The following is an 11999-nucleotide window of genomic DNA, read 5'->3' on the forward strand; positions in this document are numbered from 1 at the left end:
CCAAGTGAGTCTTGGGATCCATAGGAGGCACTCCATGCGCGGAGCCACCCACGCCAAGTGGGCCGCATGTGCGGTGGCCGTCGCCCTCGCGGCGACGGCCTGCGGCGGCGGAAGCGACAGCGGCGGGGGCGGTGGCGCGGGAATCATCAGCTCCTCGTGGGGTGACCCGCAGAACCCGCTGGAGCCCGCCAACACCAACGAGGTGCAGGGCGGCAAGGTCCTCGACATGCTCTTCCGGGGTCTGAAGCGGTACGACCCCAAGACCGGCGAGGCCAAGAACATGGTCGCCGACAAGATCGAGACCGCCGACAGCCAGAACTTCACGGTCACGCTGAAGGACGGCTGGAAGTTCAGCAACGACGAGCCCGTGACCGCCAAGTCCTTCGTGGACGCGTGGAACTACGCGGCGGACGTGCGCAACAAGCAGAACAACTCGCCGTTCTTCTCCGACATCGTCGGCTACGAAGACCTGCACCCCGCCTCCGGGGACCCCAAGACCAAGACCATGTCCGGTCTGGTCGTCAAGGACGACAAGACCTTCACCGTCGCCCTCAAGTCGAAGTTCTCCACCTGGCCCGAGACCCTCGGCTACCAGGCGTTCTCCCCGCTGCCCCAGAGCTTCTTCACCGACCACGCCGGCTGGCTGAACAAGCCGGTCGGCAACGGCCCGTACACGGTGGACTCCTACACCAAGGGCACCGGCATGAAGCTGCGCAAGTGGGAGGCGTACACCGGCGAGGACAAGGCGCAGAACGGCGGCGTCGACCTGAAGGTCTACACCGACAACAACACCGCCTACACCGACCTGATCTCCGGCAACCTCGACCTCGTCGACGACGTCCCGGCGCAGCAGCTGAAGAACGTCAAGAACGACCTCGGCGACCGTTACATCAACCAGCCCGCGCTGATCATCCAGACCCTCACCTTCCCGCTGTACGACCCGCAGTGGAGCAAGGAGGGGATGGACAAGGTCCGCCGCGGCATCTCCATGGCGATCAACCGCGACGAGATCACCAAGCAGATCTTCCGCGAGACCCGCACCCCGGCCAAGGACTGGACCTCCCCGGCCCTCGGCGAGAAGGGCGGCTTCAACGCCGGACTCTGCGGCGACGCCTGCAAGTTCGACCCGGCGGCGGCCAAGAAGCTCATCCAGGAGGCCGGCGGCCTGCCCGGCGGCAAGGTCACGCTGACCTCCAACGTGGACACGGGCTCGCACCGCGACTGGATGGACGCCGTCTGCAACAGCATCAACAACGCGCTGGGCGAGGGCCCGGTCTGCACGGTCAACCCGGTCGGCACCTTCGCCGACTTCCGCAACCAGCAGAGCTCCTTCAAGCTGACCGGCCCGTTCCGCTCCGGCTGGCAGGCCGACTACCCGCTGATCCAGAACTTCCTGGAGCCGCTGTACTACACGGGCGCCTCCTCCAACTACGGGAAGTTCAACAACAAGGACTTCGACAAGCTCGTCGACGAGGCGAACCAGGAGAGCGACGCCGCCAAGGCCATCGGAAAGTTCCAGGACGCCGAGAAGATCCTCGCCGAGCAGATGCCGTCGATCCCGCTCTGGTACCAGAACGGCAGCGCCGGCCACTCCGAGCGGATCTCGGACGTGGCGCTCAACCAGTTCAGCGTTCCGGTCTACGACCAGATCAAGGTCAGCTGACCCACCGACGGATCGATCCTGGAGCAGTCCATGGGACGTTATGTGATCCGGCGGCTGCTCCAGATGATCCCGGTGTTCATCGGCAGCACGTTCCTGATCTTCTTCATGGTGTACGCGCTCGGCGACCCGGTCGCGGCCCTCTTCGGGGACAAGGCCCCCGACCCCGCCACCGCCGCGCGCATCCGCAAGGACCTCTACCTCGACCGGCCCCTGTGGGAGCAGTACCTCCACTACATGGGCCAGATCTTCAAGGGCGACTTCGGCACGGCCTTCAACGGCCAGAAGGTCACCTCCCTGATGTCCACGGCCTTCCCGGTCACCCTGCGCCTGACCATCGTCGCGATCGTCATCGAGATCATCGTCGGCATCACCCTGGGCGTGGTCAGCGGCCTGCGCCGCGGCAAGGCCATCGACACCACCCTGCTGGTGCTCACCCTCGTCGTGATCTCGGTGCCCACCTTCGTCACCGGCTACCTGCTGCAGTTCCTCTTCGGCGTGAAGTGGGGCTGGGTGCGGCCCACCGTCTCCCCGGACGCCCCCTTCGACGAGCTGATCCTGCCCGGCATCGTCCTCGCGCTGGTCTCCCTCGCGTACGTCACCCGGCTCTCCCGCACCTCGATCGCCGAGAACGTGAAGGCCGACTACGTGCGCACCGCCGTCGCCAAGGGCCTGCCGCGGCGCCGGGTCATCACCCGGCACCTGCTGCGCAACTCGCTGATCCCCGTGGTCACCTTCATCGGCACCGACATCGGCGCCCTGATGGGCGGCGCCATCGTCACCGAGCGGATCTTCAACATCCACGGCGTCGGCTACCAGCTCTACCAGGGCATCCTGCGCAACAACGCCCCGACCGTGGTCGGCTTCGTGACCATCCTCGTCATCGTCTTCCTGCTGGCGAACCTGCTCGTCGACCTGCTCTACGCGGTCCTGGACCCGAGGATCCGTTATGCCTGAGCCCGAGCGCCCCGAAGACCGCGGCGGCTACGACCCCGTCGGCCCCCGCCCGCACGAGGCGATGTCCCCGACCGGACAGGGTGGAGCGATGGACCTCGCCCTCCAAGAGGCGGAGAGCCTGGAGAAGACGCCAGGGCCGGGCGAGGGCCCGCGAGAGAAGGCCCGGTCCCTGTGGTCCGACGCCTGGCACCAGCTGCGCCGCAACCCCGTCTTCATCATCTCCGCCCTGCTGATCCTCTTCCTCGTCGTCCTCGCGATCTGGCCGCAGCTCATCGCGAGCGGCGACCCCCTCAAGTGCGACCTGTCCAAGTCCCAGCAGGGCTCCGCCCCCGGCCACCCCTTCGGCTACGACACCCAGGGCTGCGACGTGTACACCCGTACCGTCTACGGCGCCCGCGCCTCCATCACCGTGGGCATCTGCGCCACCCTGGGGGCCGCCCTGCTCGGCTCGGTGCTCGGCGGGCTCGCCGGCTTCTTCGGCGGCTGGGGCGACGCGCTGCTCTCCCGGGTCGCGGACATCTTCTTCGGCATCCCGGTCGTCCTCGGCGGCCTGGTGTTCCTGTCCGTCGTCACGAGCACCACCGTGTGGCCCGTGGTCGGCTTCATCGTGCTGCTGGGCTGGCCGCAGCTGGCCCGTATCGCCCGCGGCTCGGTGATCACCGCCAAGCAGAACGACTACGTCCAGGCCGCGCGGGCGCTCGGCGCCGGCAACGGCCGGATGATGCTGCGGCACGTGGCGCCCAACGCCGTCGCGCCCGTCATCGTCGTCGCCACCATCGCGCTGGGCACGTACATCGCCCTGGAGGCCACGCTGTCCTTCCTCGGCGTGGGCCTGCGCCCGCCGACGGTCTCCTGGGGCATCGACATCTCCAACGCGGCCTCGCAGATCCGCAACGCCCCGCACATGCTGCTCTACCCGGCGGGCGCGCTCAGCCTGACCGTGCTCGCCTTCATCATGCTCGGCGACGCGGTGCGCGACGCCCTCGACCCCAAGCTGCGCTGAGGAGCCCCGCACATGCTGCTCGAAGTCCGCGACCTCCATGTGGAGTTCCGCACGCGGGACGGAGTCGCCAAGGCCGTCAACGGTGTCAACTACTCGGTGGACGAGGGCGAGACGCTCGCGGTGCTCGGCGAGTCCGGCTCGGGCAAGTCGGTGACCGCGCAGGCCGTGATGGGCATCCTGGACATGCCGCCGGGCCGGATCGGGGGCGGCGAGATCCTGTTCAAGGGCAAGGACCTCCTGAAGATGAAGGAGGAGGAGCGCCGCAAGATCCGCGGCGCCGACATGGCGATGATCTTCCAGGACGCCCTGTCCTCCCTCAACCCCGTGCTCAGCGTGGGCGCGCAGCTCGGCGAGATGTACGAGGTCCACCGCGGGATGTCCCGCAAGGACGCCAGGGCCAAGGCCGTCGAGCTGATGGACCGGGTGAAGATCCCGGCCGCGAAGGAGCGGGTGGGCGACTACCCGCACCAGTTCTCCGGCGGCATGCGCCAGCGCATCATGATCGCCATGGCGATGGCCCTGGAGCCCTCGTTGATCATCGCGGACGAGCCGACGACGGCGCTGGACGTCACCGTGCAGGCCCAGGTCATGGACCTGCTCGCCGAGCTCCAGCGCGAACTCAACATGGGGCTCATCCTGATCACCCACGACCTGGGCGTGGTCGCCGACGTCGCCGACAAGATCGCCGTCATGTACGCCGGCCGGATCGTCGAGGCGGCCCCGGTCCACGAGATCTACCGCGCGCCCGCCCACCCGTACACCCGGGGCCTGCTGGACTCCATCCCGCGCCTGGACCAGAAGGGCCAGGAGCTGTACGCCATCAAGGGGCTCCCGCCGAACCTGCTGGCCATCCCGCCCGGCTGCGCCTTCAACCCGCGCTGCCCGATGGCGCAGGACGTCTGCCGCAGCGACGTCCCGCCGCTGGCGCCGGTCGCGCCGGACCGCAGCAGCGCCTGCTTCTTCTGGAAGGACTGCCTCGGTGCCTGAAGCCATCCTCGAAGTCCGGGACCTGGTCAAGCACTACCCGCTGACCCGGGGCATCCTCTTCAAGAAGCACGTCGGCGCGGTCAAGGCCGTGGACGGGGTCTCCTTCGACCTGGGGGCCGGCGAGACCCTCGGCATCGTCGGCGAGTCCGGCTGCGGCAAGTCCACCGTCGCCAAGATGCTGGTCAACCTGGAGCGCCCGACCGCCGGCGCGATCCGCTACAAGGGCGAGGACCTCACCAAGCTCTCGGGCCGCGCCCTGAAGGCCGTCCGCCGCAACATCCAGATGGTGTTCCAGGACCCGTACACCTCGCTGAACCCGCGCATGACGGTCGGCGACATCATCGGCGAGCCGTACGAGATCCACCCCGAGGTGGCCCCCAAGGGCGACCGGCGCCGCAAGGTCCAGGACCTGCTGGACGTGGTCGGCCTGAACCCGGAGTACATCAACCGCTATCCGCACCAGTTCTCCGGCGGCCAGCGCCAGCGCATCGGCATCGCCCGCGGCCTCGCCCTGCAACCGGAGATCATCGTCGCGGACGAACCCGTCTCGGCCCTCGACGTGTCCGTCCAGGCCCAGGTCATCAACTTGCTGGAACGGCTGCAGAACGAGTTCGACCTCTCCTACGTCTTCATCGCCCACGACCTCTCGATCGTGCGGCACATCTCCGACCGGGTCGGCGTGATGTACCTGGGGCGGATCGTCGAGATCGGCACCGACGCCCAGATCTACGACCACCCGACCCACCCGTACACCCAGGCGCTGCTCTCCGCCGTCCCCGTCCCGGACCCGCAGGCCCGCGCGCACCGCGAGCGGATCATCCTGACCGGCGACGTGCCCTCCCCGGCCAACCCGCCCTCGGGCTGCCGCTTCCGCACCCGCTGCTGGAAGGCCCAGGAGCGCTGCACCGTGGAGGTGCCGCTGTTGGCGGTGCCGGAGGTCTTCCCGTCGGGGCCGGCGGCCCACCCCTCGGCCTGCCACTTCGCGGCTGAGAAGCAGGTGGTCCCGCAGGCGGCTCCGCCCGAGCCCCCGCCGCCGCCTCCCACTCCGCCCCCGACTCCGCTGACCAAGGAGTAGCGCTCCGGGGCTTCAGGGTCATGTCGGCCATACGGGTGGTTTCATCCCGTACCCGGCGCAACGATGACAACGCCGGACCGGGGCGGCCGCTCATTTCTGGCCACCCCTCAGAACCCGCTCCGAAAGGCACCGGTACCACCGCAACGCGGTTTACACGTAGGCAACTTGACCGTTTCTGCCCCGAGATCTGGGGCGGGCAGCCTGGAGGCTGTGCGGCCGTGCGGGTGCCGACAGCCGGCCGGGGAGGCGTACAGACTCCCCGGCCGGCGTTTTCGTGCCCCCGGGCGTGCGCGGCATGCGCCCCTCGTGCTGCCGGAATTCGATCGATGCGCTGGTACGGATAGTTATGATCCGTAGCGCACGGTGGGTATGAGTCTGCCGAGCACGGAGTACGCGTACCGATATCCGCTCGACGTGGAGGTGAAACGCCGTGGCACTCTCGATCTCGGCCGTGGTGCTGCTGGCGGTCATCGTCTTCCTACTGGTCCGCAGGTCGGGCCTGAAGGCGGGACACGCGGTGGTCTGTGTATTGCTCGGGTTCTACCTGGCGAGCTCGACGGTCGCTCCGACGCTCGACCAGCTCACCACGAATGTGGCCAGCATGATCAGTGGCCTCAAGTTGTAGGACCCGCCTCGTAGTCTTGGCCCCATGAACGGTCTTCCCGCCCGGCGCCTCCTCCTCGTGCACGCGCACCCGGACGACGAGTCGATCAACAACGGCGTCACCATGGCCAAGTACGCGGCCGAGGGTGCGCACGTCGCCCTGGTGACCTGCACCCTCGGCGAGGAGGGCGAGGTCATCCCGCCCGGCCTCGCCCACCTGGCGGCCGACCGCGACGACGCCCTCGGCGCGCACCGCATCGGCGAGCTCGCCGCGGCGATGGCCGAACTCGGGGTCACCGACCACCGGTTCCTCGGCGGCCCCGGCCGCTTCCGGGACTCCGGGATGATGGGCGCCGAGCAGAACCGCAGGCCGGGCGCCTTCTGGTCCGCCGACGTGGACGAGGCCGCGGCGTACCTCGTGGAGGTGATCCGCGAGCTGCGCCCGCAGGTCCTGGTCACCTACGACCCGGACGGCGGCTACGGGCACCCCGACCACATCCAGGCCCACCGCGTCGCCATGCGGGCGGCCGAGCTGGCGGCGGAACCGACGTACCGCCGCGACCTCGGCGCCCCGCACACGATCGGGAAGGTCTACTGGAACCGCGTCCCGCGCTCGGTCGTCGAGGAGGGCTTCGAGCGGCTGCGCGCGGCCGGGGCGAAGGTGCCCTTCCCGGGACTGGCCGAGCCGGACGACGTGCCCGGGGTGGTGGCCGACGAGCGGATCACCGCCGAAATCGCGGCGGACGAGGCCGTCGTGGCGGCCAAGGCGGCCGCGATGCGCGCCCACGCCACCCAGATCGCCGTGGACGGCTCCTTCTTCGCGCTCTCCAACGACCTGGCCCAGCCGCTGTTCGCCCGCGAGTACTACGAGCTGGTCGAGGGCCGGCCGGGCGCCCCGGCGGGCGAGCGCGAGCGGGACCTCTTCGCGGGGGTGCAGGCATGAACGGGATGATGACCCCGGGCCGGATCGCGGTCCTGCTGGGGGTGTTGGCCGCGGGCGTGCTCACCGGGGCGGCCGGCTGGCTCGTGGTGGACCTGTGGTTCCCCGGCGGGCTGCTGCTGGCGCTGCTGGCCCTCTTCGGGCTGTTCCTGGGCGGCCGGATCGCCGTCGGGACCGGGCTCGGGGTGGGCGTGGGGGTGATCGGCTGGTTCCTCGCGTACGTGATGCTCAGCGTGCCGAGGCCGGAAGGGGACTTCCTGCTCAGTTCTGCCGGAATCGGTATGTATGCCTACCTTTTGGGCGGGGCCGTGCTCGCTGTGATCTGCGCCACGATGCGCGGTGCGGAGGATCGGCCGGTTTCGGCCGCGCGGCCCGGCAGGTGACGTGCCGTTGAACTCCGCCGGAGTACGCGTTGACGGAGGGTCGGGGGCGGCTCGGGAGGCACTTGGAAGGGGTCAAGGGGAACCCTTCATTCCCGGGGGTCAGTTGCGGGCGGGCGTCGGCCAGTATGGTGGACGGGCCGCCGAGCTGCCCGCGCACGGTATGACGGGCGGCGGAGCCAACCGGGAGAACCTGCCTTGAGTCGTGAAACTGACAGTTCGTCCTCCGGGCCCAAGGGGCACGGTGGAGCCGCTTACCCCTCGGGGACGCCGCCGTATGGAACCGGCCAGTATCCGTCCACGGACGCTTCCGCGACCGCCCCGGAGGAGAACTCTGTGACTGCCAAGCCGTCCACGCCCGATTCCGACGGGCCGAAGACCGAGACCACTCTGACGACCCGGATCCGGATCAACATCCCGGGTTCGCGGCCGATTCCGCCCGTGGTCGTACGCACACCGGTCGCGGCGGCCGCCGAGCCGGCCCCCGAGCCTGCGCCCGAACCCGTTGCGGAGCCCGAGCCGGCCTCGGCGCCGGCCGCGCAGGAGGAAGCGGCCAGCAACTGGTTCGCCCCGCGCAAGGCGGCCACGCCTCCGCCGCCGGGGGTGGGCCCGGGTGCGGGTGCGGGTGCCGGTGCTCCCGCGGGCGCGCGTCCGGGTACTCCGAGCATGGGCGCTCCCGCGATGGGCGCCCCCGCGATGGGCGCGCCCGCGATGGGTGCTCCGAGCATGGGCGCCCCCGGGGGTGCTCCGTCTGCGGGCGGTCCCGCCATGGGTGCACCGGCGATGGGCGCTCCCGCGGCGGGTGCTCCGAGGATGGGTGCGCCCGCGATGGGTGCGACGGCTGCGGGTGCTCCCGTGATGGGTGCTCCGAGCATGGGCGCTCCCGGGGGTGCTCCGACTGCGGGTGCTCCCGCGATGGGTGCCCCTGCGATGGGCGGTCCCGCCATGGGTGCCCCTGCGATGGGCGGTCCCGCCATGGGTGCTCCGAGCATGGGTGCTCCTGCCATGGGTGCGCCGACTGCGGGTGCGGCGATGGGCGCTCCGAGCATGGGCGCTCCCGCGATGGGTGCCCCCATGGCTCCGGCCGTGGGTGGGCCGGGGCGCGGTCCCGGCGGCGGCCCCTCGGGGCAGCGTCCGGGTGCCCCGGCGGGGCCCGGTTCCGGCCCGCGGTTCGACCCGGCGGGTCCCTCCGGCCCCGGTTTCACCTCGGCTCCGGCCGGCGGCGACCCGGGCTACGGCCCCGGCCCCGCCGGGCCCGTCTTCGACACCCCCGCCCAGGGGTTCGCGACCCCCGCCGCACCCGCACCCGCACCCGGCTCCCGGCCGGTCGGCGGGCCCGGGGTCGGCACCACCCAGGGCTTCCCCGCGTACGGGAACGGCCGCCCGGGCGACGCCCCGAACGGCCCCACCGGCGGCCCCGCGCTCGGTACCGTCCCCGTCGACGAGCAGCAGCCGCCCCGCTGGCCCGGCCCCGAGCTGGACACCCCGGGCCGCCCGGCCCCGGCCCCGCGGCCGGTACCCACCCGGATCACCGCCGAACCGGAGCCGGCCGCGCAGGCCCCCGCGCCGGCCAAGGCGGCCGCCACCGCCAAGCCCGCCAAGAAGGGCCGCAACAAGCTGGTCCTGCTCGGCGGCGCCGTCTTCGCCGTGCTCGGCCTGGCCTACGGCGCCGGCCTGCTCCTGAACCACTCCGACGTCCCCAAGGGCACCACCGTCCTCGGCGTCGACATCAGCGGCAGCCGCGACGAGGCCGTCTCCAAGCTCCAGACGGCCTTCGGCAACCGCGCCGCGGCCCCCCTGCAGCTCAGCGTCGGCGGCAAGCAGATCGAGCTGAAGCCCGACAAGGCCGGCCTGGTCCTGGACACCCAGACCACCGTGCGCAACGCGGCGGGCAGCGACTACAACCCCGTCACGGTCATCGGCTCGCTCCTCGGCAACGAGCGCGTCGCCGACCCCGTGATGCCGGTCGACGAGGAGAAGCTCCAGGTCGCCCTCCAGGAGCTCGCCGGCGCCGCCGGCTCAGCCACCGAGGGCACCATCACCTTCGACACCGGCAAGGCCGTCGCCGTACCCGGCAAGGCCGGCTCCACCCTGGACGCGGACGGCTCCGTCAGCCTGGTCAAGAAGGCCTTCCGCGACATGGTCGCCACCGGCCAGGCCGCCCCGGTCGAACTCCCGGTCGCCACCAAGCAGCCGGTCATCGACCAGGCCGAACTGGACCGGGCCATGAAGGACTTCGCCGAACCCGCGATGTCGGCGACCGCCACCGTCAAGGCGGGCGCCAAGTCCATCCCCTTCGGCGCCAAGTCCCTGCCCAAGATCCTCAGCATGCAGGCGGTGGACGGCCACCTCGTCGAGAAGTACGACCTCGAAGCCCTCAAGGCGACCTACGGGAGCACCTTCGACGGCGTGCTGATCATGCGCGGCAACGGCCAGAAGACGGCCGTCACCCCGCAGGACGTGGTCGGCGCCCTCGGCAAGGCCCTGCGCGGCAAGACCCCCGCGGAGCGCATCGTCACCATCGACACGAACCCGAGCTGACGCTCGCGCCCGCAGGTCGGAGTCGGAGCCCCTTCCCGGACCCCCGGGGAGGGGCTCCGTCACGTCTCCCGCATGACATCCGTCATCCGCCCTTGACGACGGTCGACACTGCCGCGCGTACCCGCGTACGGGCGAATCTTGAGCCATGACGACGACGACCGCGAAGTACTCCACGGCCGCCACGGACACCGCCTCCGGGACCGTGGTGAGCTTCCGAAACGTGACCAAGAGCTACGGCTCGGTCCGGGCGGTCGACGGCCTCTCCCTCGAACTCCACCCGGGCGAGACCGTCGCACTCCTCGGCCCGAACGGGGCCGGCAAGTCCTCCACCCTCGACCTCCTGCTGGGCCTGCGCCCCGCCGACTCCGGCTCCGTCAGCCTCTTCGGCCGCGCCCCGCGCGAGGCCGTCGCGGCCGGCCGGGTCGGCGCCATGCTCCAGACCGGCGGCCTGATGGAGGACGTGACCGTACGGGAACTCGTCGCGCTCGCCTGCGCCCTGCACCCGCGCCCGCACCCGGTCGACCAGGTCCTCGGCCTCGCCGGTGTCGCCGACATCGCCGGCCGCATGGTCAACAAGCTCTCCGGCGGTCAGGAACAGCGCGTCCGCTTCGCGCTCGCCACCGCCGGCCACAGCGACCTGATCGTGCTCGACGAGCCGACCACCGGCATGGACGTGACCTCCCGCCAGGCCTTCTGGGCCACGATGCGCCAGCAGGCCGCCGAGGGCCGCACCGTCCTGTTCGCCACGCACTACCTGGAAGAGGCGGACGCCATCGCCGACCGGGTCATCGTGCTGCACAAGGGCCGCGTGCTCGCGGACGGCACCGCGGCCGAGATCAAGGCCAGGGCCGGCGCCCGCCGGATCGCCTTCGACCTCGCGGAGGGCTCCTTCGACGAGGGCGCCCTGCGCGCGCTCCCGCACCTGACCCGCTACGAGCGGCACGGCGAGACCGTACGCCTCCAGTCCGCCGACGCCGACGCCACGGTCCACGCCGTCTACGCCCTGGGGCTCCGCCCCCGCAACCTGGAGGTCGCGGGCCTGGGCCTGGAGCAGGCCTTCATCGCCCTCACCGAGGCCGAGGAGGCCGACGCATCATGATCGACAGCGGAACCGCCCAGCTCGTCCGGCTCGAAGTCACCCGGGCCCTGCGCAACAAGAAGTACCTCTTCTTCACCGTCCTCTACCCGGCGGCCCTCTTCCTGATGCTCGGCGGCACCCTGGACGGCACGACGAAGGTCATGGGCACGGACCTGACCATGCCCGCCTTCTACATGGTGGCGATGGCCTCCTTCGGCGCCCTGACGGCCGTCCTGATGGGCAACAGCGAGCGCATCGCCAAGGAGCGGGAGAAGGGCTGGGTCCGCCAGCTACGGCTCACCGCCCTGCCCGGCCGCGGGTACGTCCTCGCGAAGACCGCCAGCGCCGGGGTGCTCTCCCTGCCCTCGATCCTGGTCGTCTTCGGCGTCGCCGCGGCCGTGAAGGGCGTACGGTTCGAGGCCTGGCAGTGGTTCGCCCTGACCGGCGCCATCTGGGCCGGCAGCCTGGTCTTCGCCGCCCTCGGCGTGGCCATCGGATACATGGCGTCCGGCGACAACGTCCGCCCGATCACCATGCTGTGCTACTTCGGCCTCTCGATCCTCGGCGGGCTGTGGATGCCCACGACGAACTTCCCGCAGTGGCTGCGCGACATCTGCGCATGGCTGCCGACCCACGCCTACGCCGGCCTCGGCATGGCCATCGAGCAGGGCGGCGCGCCGCACGCCAGGGACGTCGCGATCCTCGGGGTGTACTTCGTACTGTTCACTGGTGCCGCCGCCTGGCTGTACCGCAAGGACTCGTTGAAGGCATGACG

The 11999-nt window shown here is 70.9% G+C and carries 12 protein-coding genes; 11 read left to right on the forward strand and 1 reads right to left on the reverse strand.

Going from position 1 to position 11999, the window contains the following annotated elements:
* Positions 1–34 precede the first annotated feature (34 nt).
* From ACZ7GJ_RS03700 to ACZ7GJ_RS03735, 8 genes are all read left to right on the forward strand, one after another.
* The gene (locus ACZ7GJ_RS03700; RefSeq protein ID WP_470749069.1) at positions 35–1663 is read left to right on the forward strand and encodes a peptide ABC transporter substrate-binding protein; all 1629 of its coding nucleotides are present in this window, start codon (positions 35–37) and stop codon (positions 1661–1663) included.
* 30 nt (positions 1664–1693) lie between these two features.
* Entirely contained in the window at positions 1694–2617 is a 924-nt protein-coding gene (locus tag ACZ7GJ_RS03705; RefSeq protein WP_365918774.1) for an ABC transporter permease, read from the forward strand.
* Complete coding sequence (locus ACZ7GJ_RS03710) at positions 2610–3620, forward strand: ABC transporter permease (protein WP_470749071.1); 1011 nt, start codon at positions 2610–2612, stop codon at positions 3618–3620. Before ACZ7GJ_RS03705 ends, ACZ7GJ_RS03710 begins: the two co-directional genes overlap by 8 nt.
* 12 nt (positions 3621–3632) lie before the next feature.
* On the forward strand, positions 3633–4607 hold the full coding sequence (locus tag ACZ7GJ_RS03715; RefSeq protein ID WP_470749073.1) for an ABC transporter ATP-binding protein: 975 nt from the start codon (positions 3633–3635) through the stop codon (positions 4605–4607).
* Positions 4600–5682 (forward strand): ABC transporter ATP-binding protein, encoded by a 1083-nt coding sequence (locus ACZ7GJ_RS03720; protein ID WP_470749075.1) that lies wholly within the window; start codon positions 4600–4602, stop codon positions 5680–5682. The genes ACZ7GJ_RS03715 and ACZ7GJ_RS03720 overlap by 8 nt, the downstream gene beginning before the upstream one ends.
* A 430-nt stretch (positions 5683–6112) precedes the next feature.
* Positions 6113–6307: a hypothetical protein gene (locus tag ACZ7GJ_RS03725; protein ID WP_385230466.1), complete on the forward strand. Its 195-nt coding sequence runs from the start codon at positions 6113–6115 to the stop codon at positions 6305–6307.
* A 24-nt stretch (positions 6308–6331) separates the two neighbouring features.
* The gene (gene mshB / locus ACZ7GJ_RS03730; protein WP_470749077.1) at positions 6332–7228 is read left to right on the forward strand and encodes an N-acetyl-1-D-myo-inositol-2-amino-2-deoxy-alpha-D-glucopyranoside deacetylase; all 897 of its coding nucleotides are present in this window, start codon (positions 6332–6334) and stop codon (positions 7226–7228) included.
* The gene (locus ACZ7GJ_RS03735) at positions 7225–7608 is read left to right on the forward strand and encodes a DUF6113 family protein (protein ID WP_470749079.1); all 384 of its coding nucleotides are present in this window, start codon (positions 7225–7227) and stop codon (positions 7606–7608) included. The genes mshB and ACZ7GJ_RS03735 overlap by 4 nt, the downstream gene beginning before the upstream one ends.
* Before the next feature lie 251 nt (positions 7609–7859).
* Here the strand turns inward: ACZ7GJ_RS03735 and ACZ7GJ_RS03740 are convergent, their stop codons facing one another.
* A complete protein-coding gene (locus ACZ7GJ_RS03740; protein ID WP_470749081.1) occupies positions 7860–8333 on the reverse strand; it encodes a hypothetical protein in 474 nt (157 codons plus the stop codon).
* 277 nt (positions 8334–8610) lie between these two features.
* Here ACZ7GJ_RS03740 and ACZ7GJ_RS03745 point away from each other — a divergent pair, with 277 nt between their 5' ends.
* The 3 genes from ACZ7GJ_RS03745 to ACZ7GJ_RS03755 all read left to right on the forward strand — a co-directional run bounded on the left by ACZ7GJ_RS03745 (position 8611) and on the right by ACZ7GJ_RS03755 (position 11997).
* Complete coding sequence (locus tag ACZ7GJ_RS03745; RefSeq protein WP_470749083.1) at positions 8611–10146, forward strand: peptidoglycan binding domain-containing protein; 1536 nt, start codon at positions 8611–8613, stop codon at positions 10144–10146.
* A gap of 145 nt (positions 10147–10291) precedes the next feature.
* On the forward strand, positions 10292–11245 hold the full coding sequence (locus ACZ7GJ_RS03750; protein ID WP_470749085.1) for an ABC transporter ATP-binding protein: 954 nt from the start codon (positions 10292–10294) through the stop codon (positions 11243–11245).
* Positions 11242–11997, forward strand: coding sequence for an ABC transporter permease (locus ACZ7GJ_RS03755; protein WP_470749087.1), 756 nt, complete (start codon positions 11242–11244; stop codon positions 11995–11997). The genes ACZ7GJ_RS03750 and ACZ7GJ_RS03755 overlap by 4 nt, the downstream gene beginning before the upstream one ends.
* The last annotated feature ends 2 nt before the right edge of the window (positions 11998–11999 follow it).

The organism is Streptomyces sp. NPDC037242, assembly GCF_055604165.1.